The organism is Kribbella sp. CA-245084 (assembly GCF_050942355.1).
Lineage (GTDB): Bacteria > Actinomycetota > Actinomycetes > Propionibacteriales > Kribbellaceae > Kribbella.
In genome coordinates this window covers 2,157,282-2,174,207 of the sequence record NZ_CP192053.1, presented here as the reverse complement: position 1 = coordinate 2,174,207, position 16,926 = coordinate 2,157,282, and the positions used below count along the sequence as shown (strand labels likewise).

20 protein-coding genes are annotated in these 16,926 nt (G+C 68.4%); 8 read left to right on the top strand and 12 right to left on the bottom strand.

Annotated elements, in window-relative coordinates:
• The first annotated feature begins 38 nt into the window (after positions 1 to 38).
• Both ACQPYH_RS10640 and ACQPYH_RS10635 read left to right on the top strand, forming a co-directional pair.
• Entirely contained in the window at positions 39 to 656 is a 618-nt protein-coding gene (locus ACQPYH_RS10640) for a TetR/AcrR family transcriptional regulator (RefSeq protein ID WP_432889574.1), read from the top strand.
• 41 nt (positions 657 to 697) lie between these two features.
• Positions 698 to 1,141 (top strand): DUF6319 family protein, encoded by a 444-nt coding sequence (locus ACQPYH_RS10635; protein ID WP_432889572.1) that lies wholly within the window; start codon positions 698 to 700, stop codon positions 1,139 to 1,141.
• A gap of 160 nt (positions 1,142 to 1,301) precedes the next feature.
• Here ACQPYH_RS10635 and ACQPYH_RS10630 read toward each other — a convergent pair whose 3' ends face one another.
• Both ACQPYH_RS10630 and ACQPYH_RS10625 read right to left on the bottom strand, forming a co-directional pair.
• Positions 1,302 to 2,315 carry an alcohol dehydrogenase catalytic domain-containing protein gene (locus ACQPYH_RS10630; protein ID WP_432889570.1) on the bottom strand — a complete coding sequence of 338 codons (1,014 nt, stop codon included), beginning with the start codon at positions 2,313 to 2,315 and terminating at the stop codon, positions 1,302 to 1,304.
• A gap of 188 nt (positions 2,316 to 2,503) precedes the next feature.
• Entirely contained in the window at positions 2,504 to 3,247 is a 744-nt protein-coding gene (locus ACQPYH_RS10625; RefSeq protein ID WP_432889568.1) for a glucose 1-dehydrogenase, read from the bottom strand.
• Positions 3,248 to 3,377: 130 nt separating this feature from the next.
• Here ACQPYH_RS10625 and ACQPYH_RS10620 point away from each other — a divergent pair, with 130 nt between their 5' ends.
• From ACQPYH_RS10620 to ACQPYH_RS10605, 4 genes are all read left to right on the top strand, one after another.
• Positions 3,378 to 4,292 (top strand): LysR family transcriptional regulator, encoded by a 915-nt coding sequence (locus ACQPYH_RS10620; protein WP_432889566.1) that lies wholly within the window; start codon positions 3,378 to 3,380, stop codon positions 4,290 to 4,292.
• Between the two features lie 353 nt (positions 4,293 to 4,645).
• Positions 4,646 to 5,182: a DUF6817 domain-containing protein gene (locus ACQPYH_RS10615; RefSeq protein ID WP_432889564.1), complete on the top strand. Its 537-nt coding sequence runs from the start codon at positions 4,646 to 4,648 to the stop codon at positions 5,180 to 5,182.
• A 10-nt stretch (positions 5,183 to 5,192) separates the two neighbouring features.
• Positions 5,193 to 6,122 (top strand): alpha/beta fold hydrolase, encoded by a 930-nt coding sequence (locus tag ACQPYH_RS10610; protein ID WP_432889562.1) that lies wholly within the window; start codon positions 5,193 to 5,195, stop codon positions 6,120 to 6,122.
• Positions 6,123 to 6,153: 31 nt separating this feature from the next.
• Positions 6,154 to 6,570: a hypothetical protein gene (locus tag ACQPYH_RS10605; RefSeq protein ID WP_432889560.1), complete on the top strand. Its 417-nt coding sequence runs from the start codon at positions 6,154 to 6,156 to the stop codon at positions 6,568 to 6,570.
• Here ACQPYH_RS10605 and ACQPYH_RS10600 read toward each other — a convergent pair.
• The 7 genes from ACQPYH_RS10600 to ACQPYH_RS10570 all read right to left on the bottom strand — a co-directional run bounded on the left by ACQPYH_RS10600 (position 6,560) and on the right by ACQPYH_RS10570 (position 13,665).
• Positions 6,560 to 7,279 carry a PIG-L deacetylase family protein gene (locus tag ACQPYH_RS10600; protein WP_432889558.1) on the bottom strand — a complete coding sequence of 240 codons (720 nt, stop codon included), beginning with the start codon at positions 7,277 to 7,279 and terminating at the stop codon, positions 6,560 to 6,562. The two genes, ACQPYH_RS10605 and ACQPYH_RS10600, sit on opposite strands and share 11 nt — an antisense overlap.
• 28 nt (positions 7,280 to 7,307) lie before the next feature.
• Complete coding sequence (locus ACQPYH_RS10595; protein ID WP_432889556.1) at positions 7,308 to 8,606, bottom strand: D-arabinono-1,4-lactone oxidase; 1,299 nt, start codon at positions 8,604 to 8,606, stop codon at positions 7,308 to 7,310.
• The gene (locus tag ACQPYH_RS10590; RefSeq protein WP_432889554.1) at positions 8,603 to 9,757 is read right to left on the bottom strand and encodes an amino acid deaminase/aldolase; all 1,155 of its coding nucleotides are present in this window, start codon (positions 9,755 to 9,757) and stop codon (positions 8,603 to 8,605) included. Before ACQPYH_RS10590 ends, ACQPYH_RS10595 begins: the two co-directional genes overlap by 4 nt.
• Positions 9,758 to 9,799: 42 nt before the next feature.
• Positions 9,800 to 10,594, bottom strand: a complete 795-nt coding sequence (locus ACQPYH_RS10585) for a hypothetical protein (RefSeq protein WP_432889552.1) — start codon at positions 10,592 to 10,594, stop codon at positions 9,800 to 9,802.
• Positions 10,591 to 11,946: a M15 family metallopeptidase gene (locus tag ACQPYH_RS10580; RefSeq protein ID WP_432889550.1), complete on the bottom strand. Its 1,356-nt coding sequence runs from the start codon at positions 11,944 to 11,946 to the stop codon at positions 10,591 to 10,593. Before ACQPYH_RS10580 ends, ACQPYH_RS10585 begins: the two co-directional genes overlap by 4 nt.
• 84 nt (positions 11,947 to 12,030) lie before the next feature.
• On the bottom strand, positions 12,031 to 13,131 hold the full coding sequence (gene dapC, locus ACQPYH_RS10575) for a succinyldiaminopimelate transaminase (protein ID WP_432894372.1): 1,101 nt from the start codon (positions 13,129 to 13,131) through the stop codon (positions 12,031 to 12,033).
• 63 nt (positions 13,132 to 13,194) lie between these two features.
• Complete coding sequence (locus tag ACQPYH_RS10570; protein WP_432889548.1) at positions 13,195 to 13,665, bottom strand: MarR family winged helix-turn-helix transcriptional regulator; 471 nt, start codon at positions 13,663 to 13,665, stop codon at positions 13,195 to 13,197.
• Positions 13,666 to 13,751: 86 nt separating this feature from the next.
• Between ACQPYH_RS10570 and ACQPYH_RS10565 the strand changes: the two genes are divergently transcribed.
• Complete coding sequence (locus ACQPYH_RS10565) at positions 13,752 to 14,129, top strand: DoxX family protein (protein ID WP_432889546.1); 378 nt, start codon at positions 13,752 to 13,754, stop codon at positions 14,127 to 14,129.
• Positions 14,130 to 14,158: 29 nt separating this feature from the next.
• Positions 14,159 to 15,223, top strand: a complete 1,065-nt coding sequence (locus tag ACQPYH_RS10560; RefSeq protein WP_432889544.1) for an FAD-dependent oxidoreductase — start codon at positions 14,159 to 14,161, stop codon at positions 15,221 to 15,223.
• Here the strand turns inward: ACQPYH_RS10560 and ACQPYH_RS10555 are convergent.
• The 3 genes from ACQPYH_RS10555 to ACQPYH_RS10545 form a co-directional block, all read right to left on the bottom strand.
• The gene (locus ACQPYH_RS10555) at positions 15,214 to 15,552 is read right to left on the bottom strand and encodes a GroES family chaperonin (protein ID WP_432889542.1); all 339 of its coding nucleotides are present in this window, start codon (positions 15,550 to 15,552) and stop codon (positions 15,214 to 15,216) included. The two genes, ACQPYH_RS10560 and ACQPYH_RS10555, sit on opposite strands and share 10 nt — an antisense overlap.
• Entirely contained in the window at positions 15,549 to 15,812 is a 264-nt protein-coding gene (locus ACQPYH_RS10550; RefSeq protein WP_137253290.1) for a DUF3618 domain-containing protein, read from the bottom strand. The genes ACQPYH_RS10555 and ACQPYH_RS10550 overlap by 4 nt, the downstream gene beginning before the upstream one ends.
• A gap of 68 nt (positions 15,813 to 15,880) precedes the next feature.
• Entirely contained in the window at positions 15,881 to 16,924 is a 1,044-nt protein-coding gene (locus ACQPYH_RS10545) for a glucose 1-dehydrogenase (RefSeq protein ID WP_432889540.1), read from the bottom strand.
• Positions 16,925 to 16,926: the final 2 nt, after the last annotated feature.

Sequence of the window (16,926 nt, the reverse complement as noted above, 5' to 3'; positions counted from 1 at the left end):
GACTGTAAGGCAACGTGCGTTGCAATACAATCGGCTTTATGGACGCTGGAACGTCGCGGAACCGGAACCGTCGCGGGCAGGGTGAACTGCTGCGGCAGGAGATCATCGAGGCCGCGCTGCGGATGCTGAACGAGCTCGGTGACGACGAGGCGCTCTCGCTACGCGCAGTCGCACGGGAGGTCGGGATCGCGGCGACGTCGGTCTACATCCACTTCGCCGACCGCGACGAGCTCGTCTTCGCGGCGCTCGAGAAGTCCACGACCGACCTCCTCCGCGACCTCGAGCAGGCAGAGGACAGCGCCGGCGACGATCCAGTACGCCGGCTCCGCGCGCGGCTCATCTTCCTCGGCACGTGGGTGCGCGAGTACTCCGGTCTCTACAAGGTGCTGCACGAGAGCACGCTGAACCGGCGGATGAATCTGGCATTCAAGGAGGAGTTGGGGATACGGGCGAAGGCCGCCGTGCAGGCCTGTATGGATGCCGGCCTGGCACCCGCCGACGACGCGACCGCGGTGGCGTTCGATCTGCGGGCCGCGGTGCACGGCGCGGTCTCGATCCGGATCAACGAGCCGGAGGCCGACCTACCGCCGCTGGCAGACCAGATCGACCGCTTCCTGGTGAAGCTGGTTGGCCTACGAATCGAACATGTGTTCTAATAGTCACACAGCGCCAGTCCCAGAAGGAGATCGCCGCAACGATGACTGTAGACACTCTGGCAGTAGAGACGCCGTCCGACCTCGCCGACACTCCCGACCTCATCAACCCGTCGGCGGCCGCGGCTGAAACGACGCCCGAAACGGCTGAAGCCACGTCCGCTCCGGTCGAGGCCCCGAAGCCGAAGAAGGCGCCGGCGAAGAAGGCCGTCGGCAAGAAGGCGAAGACCATCGAGCTCACGCTCACCGTCACCGGGACGGCGGACGGCGAGTGGCACGCCGAGCTCAAGCAGGGCACGACGTACCTGGCCCGCGACCTGGCCGTTGCCGCGGCCGCGGTGTCCCGCGCGGCCAAGGAGCTGCACGAGGACCTCTCGACCCCGATCGACGAGGTCATCGAGGAGGCCCGCTCCCAGCAGGCCGCCAAGGTGGCCGCGCTCGAGGCCGAGCTGGAAGCCGCCAAGAAGGCTCTCGCCGACCTGGACTGAGCTTGACCTGATTGAGCCAGACCCGATTTCAGCTTGAACCGATCCCGACGCACGACTCCCCGTGGTAGTCACCTTCCCTGATCACCACGGGCAGCAAATGCAGAACCCGTCCGCAACTGTGTGAGGTGGTTGCGGACGGGTTCTGGGGATCTACCCTGATCTACCCTGCTTGGGTCTTGAGCACGATGCGGAGGTTCGCCTTGGGCTGGTGTTGCCAGGCGTCCTCGGCCTGCTCGAGCGGGAACGTCTCGATGATCGGCCGGATGTCCTTCAGCACCGCGAAGTTCAACGTGTCCTCGGAGTCCTGTGCGACCCCGGAGTACCAGCCGGACACCGACAGCCGGCCCTCGGAGAGCGCGTGGCCGGTGACCTGGATCGGGTCGCTGCCCTCGAGCACGATGAGCTCACCGTTCGGGCGCAGACCCTTGACCAGGTCCGACTGAAGGTCAGCGCGAGAGACGGTCGCGAGTACGACGGCCGCACCCCCGAGCGCCTGCAACGCCTCGCCGGCGTCCCCCTCGTTGCTGTCGATGTACTCGTCCGCCCCGAGCTGACGAGCAAGCTTCTCCTTGTCCCGGCCGCGGTTGATCGCCACCGTCCGGAAGCCCATCTTGTCGGCGAACTGGATCGCCAGGTGTCCGACACCGCCGACGCCGTGCACCGCGATCGTGTCCCCCGGCCCCGCCTTTGCATGCCGGAGTGCATTGAACGCCGTGATCCCGCCGCACATCAACGGCGCCGCGTCCTCGAAGGACAGTCCCTCCGGGATCCGCGCCACCGCGTCCTGCGGCGCCACCATGAACTCGGCGTACCCGCCGTCGTACGACATGCCGACGATCGTGCGGCTCACGCAGTTCGTGAAATCGCCGCGCCTGCAGTACTCGCAGGTGAAGTCGACTCCACCGGACCAGCCGACGCCGACCCGCTGACCGACCTCCCAGACCGTGACGCCCTCGCCGACCGCGTCCACGACCCCGGCGATCTCATGCCCGGGGATCCGCGGCAGCACAGTGCCGAACAGCGCGTTCCGCGGAATCGCGTCACCGCCACAGATCCCGCAGGCATGAACCTTCACCCGGATCTGCCCGGCCTTGGGTTCCGGGATCGGCACATCGGTCACTACGAACGGGCCGCCGGCCTGCTGTACCTGGGCGGCACGCATCGTTCCAGTCATCTCTCTCCCTCAGTAGGTTCGGCCAGGGCATGTCTGATGATCCAGCGCCGTAGCGAGGAGGTGCTCGGTGCGGTGCATCGGCGCGCGGGGGCGAAGGGGTCGATGCGGAGCATCGTTCCCTTTGCACCCGTGCGGCGAGGTGCCGTGCCGAGTGCCCCGCAGTAGGCGATGGATCATCAGACATGCCCTTAGTGCATTCCGCCGTCGGCGACGATCTGCTGGCCGGTGATCAGCCCGGCCTCGTCGCTGGCGAGGAAGGACGCGATCCCGGCCACGTCCTCGGTCGTGCCCAGCCGCCCGATCGGCACCATCGCGATCAGGCTCTGCTTGTACTCGTCGTTCGCCGGGTCGGTGAAGATCCCCGCGCCGTCGATCGGGCCCGGCACGATCGTGTTGACCGTGATCCCGCGCGGCCCCAACTCCAGCGCGAGCACCCGGGCCAGGTAACCGGTGGCGACCTTGCTGGTGCCGTACAGTCCGACGCCCAACTGCGGGACCGTCGTCGTGTTCGACGAGATCGTGATGATCCGGCCGTTGTCCGCGATCCGGCGGGCCGCCTCGCGCAGGACGAAGTACGGGCCCTTGGTGTTGACGCGGAACAGCAGGTCGAAATCCTCCTCGGTGACCTCTGCGACCGGGACGTTCACCTTCTCCATACCGGCGTTCGCGACCACGATGTCCACCTGGCCGAACTCGTCCACCGTCGCGTCGTACAGCCGCTGGATCCCGTCGACCTGGGACACGTCGGCCGCGACCGAGATGGCCTGCACGCCGAGCGCCTTGGCCGCGTCGAGTACCTCGTTCGCGGCGGACTCGTCGCGGGAGTAGTTGACCACGACGTTCGCGCCCTGGGCGGCGAGGCGGAGCAGGATCGCCCGGCCCAGCCCCTTCGACGACCCGGTGACGAGCGCCGTTTTCCCCTTGAGCGTCATCCTCTTGTTTCTCCCTTCACGAGACCTGCTTCGATCGTCCTGCCAGATCGCAGTGGGTGGAAACAGAGACTTGTTGGCGCAGGCACAACAGATCGTTGTGGCACGATGGCCGGGTGGATGCGAGGACGGCGTGGATCTGAGCCTGCGGCTGCTGGAGGCGCTCGAAGCCGTTGCGGCCGAGGGCAGCATGACGCGCGCGGCCGGAGTCCTGAACCTGACGCAGCAGGCAGTCAGCGGACAGATCCGTCAACTGGAGCGGGTCATCGGGACCCCGCTGGTCGAGCGGCGCCCGACCGGCATCGAGCTGACCGCGGCCGGCGAGGTCGTCCTCAAGCAGGGTGCGGCGCTGTTGTCGTCCGCGCAGGCGATGGTCACCGAGGCGCGGTTGACGGCGGCAGGCCGGCCGGATCCGCTGCGGATCACGTTCAAGGCGCAGAGTACGGCGCACTTCATGCCCGCGGTCGAGGCTGCGCTACGACGAGGAGAGCCCGAGGTCGACGTACGGCCGATCGCGTCGCACACGCTGCCGGACGAGATCGCCGCGCTCGTCGAAGGACGGGCTGACGCGGCGTTCCTGTGGCTGCCGATCGGCGACGACCCGCGCTTCACCGTCCATCCCCTGCTCGAGGAAGATCGCTGGGTCGCGCTACCTCCCGGCCATCCGCTGGAGACACGTACATCGTTGTACGTCGAGGATCTCGCCGACGTACCGGTGGTCGGGCCGCGGGACGGGATGCCGGAGGCCGTGGTGAACTTCTGGTTCATCGACCCGCGGCCGGACGGCAGCCGTGCGGTCTTCGGGCCGCAGGCACGGACTCCAGAGGAGTGCCTGCACCTGGTCGCGGCAGGACACGGCTGCTGGATCGCGCCGGCGTCGACCGTCACGTACTTCGCCCACCCGAAGCTGACGTGGCTGCCGCTCGTCGACGCGACACCGAACGTGCTGGCCCTGATCTGGCCCAAACACACCGCGAACCCGCTCCTGCACCGGCTCCTGGAGGAGACCCGCCGCGCACTGCATCCCTTGCCGACGGCAACGACCTAGCTCAGCGCGGTGGTCAGCGTGATGGTGAGCAGGGTCATCGTTGCCATGACGGCGATCAGGGTCCAGCGGGCTGCGGCGTTACTCATGGATTCATGGTCGGCAGCGGCATCGCCGGTGGGAATGGCTGAGCCGGGGTTTCAGGGGACGGTCCGGGGTGCGGTCCGGTGAAGTCCTGACTGCCGAAGCCTCGGCCGCCACCTCGGGGAACGGGAAATGAACGGGGTGTGACCGAAACGGCACGCCGGTGCTGTGGGCGGGGGCGGGTGGTTGGCCTTACCGTGGGTGACCTGGGTCGGTCCGAAGGCCCTGATCTGTTCGAGCGATTTGGCCGCTCCGGGGTGAGAAGGGGTCAGATGAGCACTTTCGAGGACTTGGGTTCGCTGCTGCTGGTGCGCGGCGCCGACGAGATCGACCACGCGGGCGGAAGCCTGTACGTCCACCTGCACCGGGTCGCCAAGCGCCTGCGCTCTCTCGGCGCCTCCGACACGCTGGTGACCGCCGGCCTGGCCCACGCGGCGTACGGGACGGACGGCTTCCCCACCCACCTCTTCGACTGGCAGACCGAACGCCCGGTCCTGGAGTCGGTGATCGGCACCGGGGCCGAGCAGATCGTCTACCGGTACGGCGCCTGCGACCGCGAGACCACGTGGCGCGACCTCGCCGAGCACCGCACGGTCACCGACCGCTTCACCGGTACGTCCGAAGAGCTCGGCTCCGAAGACCTCCGCGACTTCGTCGACCTGACGATCGTCAACGAGCTCGACGTCCTCGACAACGATGCCAAGCGGGCGGTCAAGCTCGGTCCGTTCCTCACCGAGCAGATCCCGCGCTGGCAGTCGCTGGCCTCCCCCGCCGTCCTCAGCGAGTCGCAGCGCATCCTGCAGCTGTAAGACTGGGGGCGTGAAACGGTTCCTGTGGCGGGGGTTCCTGGGACTTCTCGGGCTCTGGCTGATCGTCACCGCGGCATCGCTCGGCTACAACCTCGCCACCAACGGGACCGCCGCACCACCTCCCGGCCTGAAGTACGTCGAGACCGGCGACATCAACACCCGCTACGAGACCTGGGGTACGTCGGGCACGCCCGTTGTACTCGTCCACGGCGCCGCGGAATCCGTCGACACCTGGTCACGACTCGTTCCGCTGCTCGCGACGAACCACCGCGTCTACGCCTACGACATCACCGGCTACGGGTACTCCGAGCGCAAAGCGCCGTACACGATCGAGCATCTCGCGGCGCAGCTGCTCGGATTCCTCGACGCGATGCACCTCGGCGGGCCTGGTGAACCGCGGCCGATCCTGGTCGGGCACTCGCTCGGTGCGGGCGTCGCCGCCGAGGCGACGCTGGAGGCGCCGAACCGGATGGCCGGGATCATGTTCCTCGACGGGGACGCCCTGCCGTTACCCGGCGGGCAGGCCGGGCCGCCGCGGTGGCTGATCGTCCCGCCGTACCGGACCTCGCTGTTCCGGCTGGTGCTCGACCAGGGCTGGCTGCTCAAGAAGATCTACAGCAGCGTCTGCTCTCCGGACTGCCCGGCGATGAACGTCGATGACTGGACCCGGCCGTTCCGGCAGCCGGGCGCCGAGAAGGCGGTCTGGCAGATGACCGCGCACGGGATCCCGGCCGTGTCGGCTGATCGCTTGGCCAAGCTCCGCGACCTGCCCGTCCCGAAGTCGGTCGTGTTCGGGGCGCTCGACACGAACGGCGGCAACGCAACCGAGACGGCCACTCGCATCGGAGCCCCTGCGCCGACGCTGATCCCGAACGCGAATCACCTCACGCTGATCTCCAACCCGACCGAGGTGGCGGCAGCGATCAACGAACTTCGTTGATTCCTGGAAACCGGCGACGGATGATCGATTCATGGCCCGTTACGAAGTGGTTGCGCGTGCGAAGACCGATCGACGACTGACCAATTCCGCCTACCTCGAGCTCGCCCTCAAGTCCTGGTCGCTCGACAAGGGCATGCGGTTCCAGCGGGTCGAAGACCTTCCGGACGGGACGATCGCGATCGTCCTCCAGCAGAACCTCTCGCCGCGCAAGCACGACGCCGCGTGTGCGATGGCGAACCGGAGCCTGGCCCAGCTCGGGATCCCGGCCGGCCAGGTCCAGCAGATCGACCTGGTCCGAATGACCCGCAAGGGCGGTCGCGCGCTGGTCCGCTCATGGGTCGGCCCTGGCAACCCGCCCGGCCCGGACACCGCCGGCGATCGTGAGCCGCGGCGCCCGAAGCCGATGCCTCCGCACCTGAACGCGTACCGCGAGCTACCTACGGAGTGAAGACCTCGAACCGCGCGCCGTACTTCGTGCCCAGCTGAGTGCCGGTCGGACGCGAAACGCCCTCGAGGAACTCCTCCGGGTCGAACCCGCGGTTCAGCCCGTCGATGTAGGCCTGGTGGGCCTTCAGCGACTGCAGGCCGAGGTCAAAGCTGTCGGTGGTGTCCACCCCGTGCCGCGAGTTGGGTGAGCCGGCCGCCCAGACCTGCCGTACGCCGTCCCACTTGTCGCCGGCGTCCGGGAAGATCCACCGGTTCGCGGCGTCCCGGACGGCGTCGACGACCGCGCGGCCGGTGTTGATGTGGTCGGCCTGGTTCAGCGCCACGTCGCCGTCCCAGGTATCGCGGAAGTTGCCGGTGATGACGATCTCCGGCTGATGCCGGCGGATCGCGGCGGCGATGACGCGCCGCAGCGGTACGCCGTACTCGATCGTCCCGTCGGGCTGGCCGAGGAACTCGACCGAGGACACGCCGACGATCCGGGCAGACTCGATCTCCTCGGCCTCCCGCAGCGGTCCGCACTCGGCCGGGTCGACGCCGTCGATCCCCGCCTCGCCGGAAGTCAGCAGGCAGTACACGATCTGCTTGCCCTGACCGGTCCAGCGCGCGATCGCGGCCGCCGATCCCCACTCGAGATCATCCGGGTGCGCGACAATCGCCAGCGCCTTCTGCCAATCCTCGGCCAATGGCTCGAGCCCCTCCGCAGCATTCATGCACCGAAGGCTAGCCTCCGGCGGGGCGTCAGCCGAAGACCTGGCGGGTGTACTGGTTCTCGAAGGTGCGTTGCGGGTCGAGACGGTCGCGGACGGCGAGGAAATCGTCGAAATGCGGGTACCGCGCTTGTAGGTCGGTCGCGGTGAGCGTGTGCAGCTTGCCCCAGTGCGGCCGCCCGTCGTACTCCGCGACGATGTTCTCGAACGCCTGGAAGTACGGATCGTGCGGCAACCGGTGGTACTGGTGGATCGCGATGTACGCCGTCTCGCGCCCCGACGCCGTGGACAGCCAGATGTCGTCCGGCGCGGCCACCCGGACCTCGATCGGAAACGGGATCCGCGACCCCGAGGTGTCGATCCAGTCGCGCAGCCGGCGGATCACGTCGACCACGTGCTCGCGCGGTACGGCGTACTCCGACTCGCGGAAGATCACGTTGCGCTCGGAACAGAACACCTTGTACGACGAGTCGACATACTCTCGCGCCGACAATGCACGCGAGGCGAGCTGGTTGATGCGGGGAACCATCCCAGGCCGCCGCACGGCGAGCCGGTTGGTCAGCTCGAAGACCTTGTTGGACAGCAGTTCGTCGTCGACCCAGCCGCGGATCCGGCCGACCGGCGACGCGTCGACGCCCGCCGCGACCCGATTGTTGCGCTTGGTCAGCGCGATGTCGGTGTGCGGGAACCAGTAGAACTCGAAGTGATCGTTGCCGTCGGCAAGCTCATTGAAACCGTCCAGTACTTCGGCCAGCGGCAGCGGCATCTCCTGCGCGCGCAGCAGGAACGCCGGCACGCACTGCAGCGTCAGCGAGCTGATCACGCCGAGCGCGCCGACCGAGACCCGGGCCGCGGCGAAGACGTCCGGATTCTCCTCGGCCGAGCAGTGCAGGACTGAGCCGTCCGCGGTGACCAGGTCGAGCGCGACGACCTGCGTGGCGAGGCCGCCGAGCCCCGCGCCGGTCCCATGCGTGCCGGTGGAGATCGCGCCGGAGATCGTCTGCTTGTCGATGTCGCCGAGGTTCGCCATCGCGAGGTCGAACGCGGCCAACCCCGCGTTGAGCTTCCGCAGATCGGTCCCCGCGCCGACTGTCACCCGCCCGGAATCCTTGTCGGCGTGGGTGATCGCCGACAGGCCGTCAAGGCGGATCATCACCTGCTGCGGCACCGAGCAACCCGTGAACGAGTGCCCCGAGCCGACTGCCTTGAGCTTCTTGCCCTGCTCGGCGGCGGATTTGACCGCAGCCGCGAGCTCGTCGGTCGACCCCGGCCGCAGGGTCTCGATACCGGTCGCCGACTCCGTGCCGGACCAGTTCCGCCAGGTGCTCATCCGAAGTTCTTCCCTTCGCCGCGGTAGGTGACGAACTCACTCACCTGATCGGCGTCGATCGCGTGCACGACGTCGAACCGCTCCAGCATCTCGCCCGCCTTCGCGTAGCGCATCCATACTCTGTCGCCGAGATTCAGCCGATCGGCTGATTGTCCCTGGACCGGAGTCTGTACCTCGCCGGCGCCTTCGGTCCCGAGCAGCTTCAGGCCGGACGGCCAAGCAGGCAACGGCAACCGCGACTTCTTCGCCGGCCCCGACGCCACGTATCCGCCGCCGAAGAGCGTGGCGATGCGGGGCGCGGGACGGCGTACGACGTCGAGGGCGTAGGCCATCGCGGGCTCAGGCTGGAAGACGTCGTACTTGTCGAAGAGGGTGGGGCCGTAGAGACCGGAGCCGGCGGTGACCTCTGTGACCGACGGGTCGGCGCTGCTGATCTCCAGGCTGCCTGTTCCGCCGCTGTTGACGATCCGGAGCCCGGCGACCTGCTTGACCGCGTCCACGACCGCGCCACGGCGATCGGCGAGCTCGGCGGCCGAACGGCGCTTGACCCAGCGGACGGCCGGTGAGGTGTCGGGCAGACCGGCGATCTGCGCCTCGTAGAACATCACGCCGGTCAGCTCGAACGCGTCGTCGTCGGCGACGGTGCGGGCGAGGGCCGCGACGTCGGCGGGGGTGCGCAGCGGCGAGCGGCGTACGCCGAGATGCTGGCCGAAGACGCGGAGCGAGGCGTCGACGTCGAGGCAGACCTGGACGCGGGCGCTGCCGGCCGCGACCGCCTTGATGTACGCGAGGTGCTCCGGCGAGTCGATCATCAGCGTGATCCGGGACGCCGCTTCGGGGTCTTCGGAGAGCTCGCTCAGAGCGGAGCGGTGGGTGGTCGGGTAGCCGAGGAGGATGTCGTCGACGCCGTTGCGCGCGAGCCAGAGGGCCTCGGGGAGCGCATAGCTCATCACGCCGTGGAAGCCGGGGCGCTCCAGCGCAGCGGTGATCAGCGCGCGGCAACGGACCGACTTGGAGGCGATCCGGATCGGCGTACCCCCGGCGCGGCTGACGAGGTCGTCCGCGTTCCGGCGGAAGGCGTCGAGGTCGATCACCGCGTACGGCGCGTCGAGGCCCGCGGTCAGACGGGCATACCGGTCGAAGTCACCCATAACCGGAGTGTAGGTCACGAAATACTGAAAGGTAATACAACTTTAGGATTCGTCGATCACCAGTTCCAGGGCAGGTACGACGGTGTGTGCCCAGTCGGACTGCTGGTCGGGGTTGGCGGAGGTGGTTGCCAGGAGGGCCACGGTTGAGCCGTGCACTACGGACAGGTCGACGTAGGACTCGGCTGCGGCGTACGAACGAACAGCGGCAGTTGCTGTGGTGGTTGTCCAGAGCTGTTTGACAGACAGGTCGCCGCCCGACCCGCATGCCTTCATCCGGGCCTGGTACCCGGCGTAGTAGCTCGTCGCCTGCCCGGAGTCTTTGAAGCGCAGGAGGAGAGCGGTCGCGGGCTGGTTGTCGGCGGTGCGGTAGCTGCCGGTCAGGGCGTACGCCGGGATGGGGAGCGTGCCGGTGACGGGCTTGCCTGCGCAGCCGGAGGGTAGGGCTTCATAGGAGGCCTGGTGGGGGTCGCGGCGGCGGGTCCAGGTGTTGTTGCCGATGAATCCGGCCTCAGCGCCGCCCGGGTCGGTGTAGGTCTTCCAGCCGGGGCCGAGCTTGTCAGGAGTCGGCAGGTTGTGGGCTGTGAGCGGTCCGGCGTTGGCAGGTGGCGGTGCGGTCGCCTGCTCCGGCACCTCCGGTGGGACGGCCGCGTCCGTGGGCTTAGCGGTGCTCATAGTGGCGGGCGGCACCGGCACAGTCCCACCGACAGTGCTGGGGATGACCGGCGTCGCGGACTGCTGGACTACACCCGGTTGCTGGGCAGCCGAGTTTGAGGTGCAGCCTGCAAGCACCACCAGCAGCACGCCGGCGGCGCCTAGGCGCAGGCCAACGCGGCTCACTTCGGCTCGAAGTGCTGGTAGTCGGGCTTGGCCCAGCCGGCGCCCCAGAAGTAGCCCTGCGCAACCAGCGCCTTCGTGGCGACACTGCTCGCGAACAGCATGCCGGGACGTGCCGGCGTCCGCGTGCGGTACGCCAGCCCGTTCGACGGGTACCAGACGCCGTTCGCGGCCAGGTACGGGTTCTCGACGGTGTTTATGTCGATCGCCCACCCGTACGAGTGCGGCGACAGCGAGTACGGATCACCGGTCACCCTCCGGCAGTTGAACGCCGACGTGTTGTCAGCTGCCATCGACTTCACGTCACTGCCGCCGAACACGTCCACCCGCCGCATCTGCCGGATCGGGAACTTCGACGCGAACGTCGTGGTCCAGACCGTGATCATCTTCGCTACGGCGGCGTCCCGCAGGATCAGCTCGCCGCGGTGTACGTGGCCGTCGAAACCCCAGTAGTTCAGCTGCAGCAGCCGCAGCGACGCCGGCGCGACCGGGCACCCGGCCCGGTACGTGTTCGGCACCATCGCGGCGGAGACGGCGTACACCTTGGGGTTCAGGGCAGCTTTGATGACGATCGTGGCCAGGCCGGAGTACTCCATCGCGGCCTGACTGACATACCTCGTGACGACGCGCACCGTCCGGGTGGCCGGTAGGTCGTCGGGGACCCGGAGCCGGAAGTTGCCCTTGGCATCCATGACCCCGATGTTGAGCAACTGCCACTTGCCGCTGCCGAGATAGCTCTGCAGCGCGAGCTCCTTGCCCGGCTCGGCGGGCACCATCCGGCCGGTGACCGAGACGCCGGTCAGCGTGGCGTACCAGGACGCCGGGGTGTTGATCAGGATCTTCCGGTCCTGGATCGGCACGGTCCGGTACGCCGAGATGGCGAGCGCCGTCTCCGCCTTCACTCCGATCATCGTGCGGAACGCCCAGGTCCCGGTGTACGCCGAGATGTAGCTGAAGCGGTACACGCCGCCGGCAGTGGTGCGGGTCGACGCACGCAGCACCCAGGCGCCGGGGACGCGCTGCCAGAGCGTGATGTACGACCCGGTGATCGGCTGGCTGATCTTGCCGGTGAAGATCGTCGGCTTGTCCTCCCAGGACGCGGCCGGCTGATCCAGCGTGATCGACCAGGCCGGCGTGGGAGTCGCAGCATGTGTGGGAGTGGCTGCCGGCGTGGGAGTAGCCGCCGGCGTCACCACCGGCTTGGGCGTAGGCGTCGACGCTGGAGTCGACACAGCGGTCGACGCAGGCGTCTCGGTCGGTGTGACGCTCGGCGACGGGGAATCGTCCGCGTACGCGACACCCACCGGCCCCAGACCCAGCAGCACCGCAACAGCGACCCCAACGAAGCGTCTCATCCGCCTCACCCTCCCCTTGACGACTCCTACCCCCTATAAGAGGCGGCCACACCGGGAGATGTCACAGGGGAGCGCAGACTTTGTTTACTCCTGCAGCCGCTTGACCGCGGAATCGATGCGCTCGTCGGTCCCAGTGAGCGCGACACGGACGTGCCGCTCACCAGCAGTTCCGTAGAACGCACCCGGAGCGACCAGGATGCCCCGGTCCGCCAGAGCCCCGACAGAACCGTACGCGTCGTACGACGGGTGCGAGGCCCACAGGTAGAGCCCGCCGTTGGACAGCGTGATCTCCCAGCCCCCATCGGTCAGCGCGTCCCGCAGTACCGCACGCCGACGGAGGTAGCGGGCACGCTGCGACTCGACATGTACGTCGTCCGCGAACGCGGCAGCCATCGCAGCCTGGATCGGCGACGGCACCATCAGCCCGGCATGCTTGCGTACGGCAAGCAGCTCGGTCACCACGGTCGGGTCACCGGCGACGAAGCCACCGCGGTACCCGGCCAGGTTGGACCGCTTGGACAGCGAGTGCACTGCGAGCAGGTTGTCGAAGCTGCCACCAGACACGTCCGGGTGCAGCACGGACACAGGCTTCTCGTCCCAGCCGAACTCGGTGTAGCACTCGTCGCTGACCAGCAGTACGTCGTTCGCCCGCGCCCACTCCACCGCACGGCGCAGATCGTCCGCTGGGGTGATCTCACCCGACGGATTGCGCGGAGAGTTCAGGTACGCGACCCGCACCGGCCCGTCGTACGTCGTGGGGTCCGCAACCGGCACGCTGGTCGCGCGGGCGAGCGCAGCGCCCGCCTCGTACGTCGGGTACGCCAGGTCCGGGATGAGGACGGTGTCGCCAGCGCCGATGCCCAGCAGCGTCGGCAGCATCATGATCAGCTCTTTCGTGCCGATCACGGGCAGTACGCCGCTCTGCGGGTCCACTCCGGTCACGTCGAGACGCCGGGCCATCCAGTCCACAGCCGCCTGCCGCGCAGCCGACGTACCAAGGGTCGTCGGGTACGACGGGGCGTCCGCGGCGTCGGCCAGCGCCTTCTTCACCAGCTCGGGCACCGGGTCCACCGGACTGCCGACGGACAGGTCGACGATGCCGTCGGGATGCTCAGCCGCCTTCTGCTTGTAAGGGGCGAGCTTGTCCCACGGGAAGTCTGGCAACCGGCTGGAGGTCTCGAAGATCACTGGCCCATTCTCCCCCGTCCGTCGATCGAGCCGCCTCCGCCTGCCCGCTCCGCGAGAAACTCAGCAGTCCTTGCCCGGGTCGACCTTGGCGAGAATCGTGTCGGCAATGTCCTTCAGCTGCGCCAGTTGCTCCGGGCTGAGCACGTCGACGACGTACTCGCGAACGGTCGCGACATGCCCCGGCGCGGCGGCCACAAGGAACTCGTAGCCGCTGTCGGTGATGGTTGCGACGGTGATCCGCCCGTCGTCCTCGGCCGGCCGGCGTTCGACGAAACCACGCTGCTCGAGGCGCTTGACCACATGGGAGAGCCGCGACAACGAGCCGTTCGCGAAGCCGGCCAGGTCGCTCATCCGCCGCGACCGCCCCGGCGACTCCGACAGCCCGGCGAGCACGAGGTACTCGAAATGAGTCAGCCCGGAGTCCCGCTGCAGCTGGTAGTCCAGCACTCCGGGCAGCTTGAAGAGCAACGCGGCCAGCGACATCCAGGTCGCCAGCTCCTCCCGCTCGAGCCACTGCGCATCCCCCGCCATGACGCCATTCTACCGAATACTTGACGCTTCAAGTCATTTACCTCTAGCTTTGAGTTGACGCATCAACCAATGACCGAGAGTGGGACATGAACGTCTTTCTGTGGATCGTCGCCGGAGTGCTGGCCGCCTTCTTCCTGGCCGCCGGCGCCACCAAGCTGAGCCAGAGCCGGCGCAAGCTGCTGGCCAACCCGAACATGACGTGGGTCGAGGACTTCTCCGCGGGCACGATCAAGCTGATCGGAACGGCCGAGGTGCTCGGCGCGATCGGCCTGATCCTGCCGGGCGCTCTGGACATCGCGCCGGTGCTCGTCCCGCTCGCCGCGACCGGGCTCGCCGTCATCATGGCCGGCGCGATCATCACCCACGGCCGCCGCAAGGAGCTGCCGCCGATCGCCATCAACGCGGTCATCCTGGTCCTGGCCGTCCTGGTGGCGATCTTCCGGTTCGGTCCCAACAGCTTCTGAGGCTGCCCCGGTCTCCGTACGCTGCTGCAATGACGTACGACGTGGCGGTGGTGGGGGCCGGTGCGATGGGCTCGGCGGCGGCTCGTGCGCTGGCCGCGGTCGGGCGGGAGGTCGTCGTACTGGAGCAGTTCACGCTCGGGCACGAGCGGGGTGGATCGCACGGCGGGACGCGGTTGTTCCGTCCGGCGGCCGATGACGCCGAGGTGGCCGAGCTGACCGAGCGGGCCCGGCCGTTGTGGCGTGAGCTGGAGGCGGACTCCGGCGAGACCCTGCTCGAGGAGACCGGTGGGATCGACCACGGACTCAGTGACGAGTCGGTCGAGACGTTCCGGTTGTTGCATGCGGCAACCGGGTCGGTGCTCGCCCCGGAGGAGGCGGCCGAGCGCTGGCCCGGGTTCCGGTTCGAGAGTCCGGTGCTCTACCAGCCCGGTTCAGGTCGGCTGTACGCCGAGCGGGCCGTGCACGCATTGCAGACGGTGGCTGCTCGGCTAGGCGCGGAGTTCCGCGTGCAGTCGCCAGTGCGGGCGCTGCGGATGCATGACGAGCTGGTGGAGCTCGACGTACCTGGTGGGGCCGTGCGGGCCCAGCAGGTCGTTGTGACTGCTGGACCGTGGACTCCGAAGCTGCTGCGTGGGCTGGCACCGTTGCCGCCGTTCAGGGTGACACAGGAGCAGCCTCGGTTCTTCACTCCGCTGTCCGAGGACCTGGAGTGGCCGAGCTTCGTGCACTGGGGGCCTGACAGCTATGGCCTCTATGAGCCAGGGTCCGGAGTGAAGGTCGGACTGCACGCGAGCGGGCCGGAGGTGGACCCCGACACCAGGGACTTCCGGCCGGAGCCGGAGCGGGACGCAGCCCTGCTGCGGTACGTCGAGCAGTGGTACCCCGGACTGGACCCGACACTGTCCACTGCGATCAGCTGCCTCTACGACAACACGCCCTCGTCGACCTTCGTGATCGACCGGGCCGGACCGATCACCGTGGCAGCTGGGTTCTCCGGGCAGGGCTTCAAGTTCGTGCCGCTGGTGGGCGCGTTCATCCGTGACCTGGTCACGGGTGGGCCGGCGACCCCGACCCATTTCCGGTTTCAGAGATAGAGGCCGGTCTGGCCGTCTTCGAGACGGCCGGCCGCCACCGCGTGCAGGTCGCGCTCACGCAGCAGGATGTAGTCGTCGCCGCGCACCTCCACCTCGGCCCGGTCCTCCGGGTCGAAGAGAACGCGGTCGTCGATCTCCACGGTCCTTACGTTCGCGCCGACCGCCACCACCTTCGCCCACGCGAGCCTGCGGCCCATCTGCGCGGTGGCAGGGATCAAGATGCCGGCCGACGACTTGCGCTCGCCCTCCTGCTCGAGGGAGACCAGGACGCGGTCGTGCAGCATCCGGATCGGGAGTTTGTCGTCGGACAGCCGCTTGCGTGGAGTCACCGGCGACCCACCAGCCGGCGGATCACCAGCAGTACGCCGACCACGCCGACCACCGCACCGGCGACCGCGACGATCTTCTGGGTCCGCAGCTGACCCTGCTCGTCGAAGACCTGGGACTTGGCCTGCTCGACCTGCCGCAGGGCAACGTTCTTCGGGTTCGCGCGGTCGACCAGCTCGTCGACGGTCGAGGCCAGGCGCAACCGGGTAGCGGCGATATCCGCCTCGATCTGCTCGGCGGTCCGAGCCTTCGTGTCCGACACCTGTCGACGCTCCTTCCATCCGCGGGGCATGCCCCGATCTGCCCCTCGTCACCCACCATCCTCGCAGGTCATCCCTGCAAGTCCACGACCACCTTGATGTCATCCGGTTCCCGCACCAATGCATCCGGCCAGTGCGACAGCGGCACGGTCCGGGTGATCAACCGCTGCAGCCAGGCCCGGTCAGCCGCGAGCAGCACCTCGACAGCGTCCGCGTAGTGCCGTTTGCCCGCATTCACGGTCCCGACCAGCGCGGCGTTGCGCACCACGAGCTGCCGGACAAGTGCGTCCAGCTGTACGTCGACAGTCGCCGGCCCGGGGTGGATCCCGGCCAGGCACATCACACCGGCCGGTGGGAGCAGCGACGCGCAGTCGAACACCAGCTGCCCGGCTCCGGTCGCCTCGATCACCACATCCGGTACGACACCGAGCTGGCCCAGGTCTGTCAGATACGTCCCGCCCAACTCCCGCACCAGCTCCGGCTTCGGTCCGTCCGTGACCCTGTCCAGCACATGTACGTCGTACCCGCGCTGCCGGGCGATGAGCGCTGCGAGCAGCCCGATCGGACCAGCACCTGTGACAAGCACGTGCTGCGGGCCGAACCACGACCGCCCGCCGACCTGATCCACCTGCTCCCACGCCTTGGTCATAATGCTGGCCGGCTCCACGAGTACGCCGAGCTCTCCCAGCTCAGCAGGCACCGGTACGGCGAAGTACGGGTCGACCCGCCAGCGCTCTGCGCCGTACCCGTCCATCTCCTTGATGCCGCGCTCGGTGTACTGCCCGTTGCGGCAGAAGTCCCACTCGCCGCGCGCACACGCCGGACAGGGCACGGGGTCCGGTCGGCGGACCACTCCGGCCACCAGGTCGCCGGCAGCGAAGCCAGAGCCCACAGGTGCTTCCAGCACGCGTCCGAGCGACTCGTGTCCGATGACGAGGTGGTCCGATCCCGGACGTCCGCTGCCGAACGCACCGGAAACCAGCTCGAGGTCGGTCCCGCAGATGCCCGTCAGCAGGCCCTCCACGAGGATCGAACCGTCGGCAACGGGAGGCTCCGAGACCTCGCCTACTGTCGCCGAGTCGGACTTGCCCGGCGTCACTGTCATGGCCCGCATGA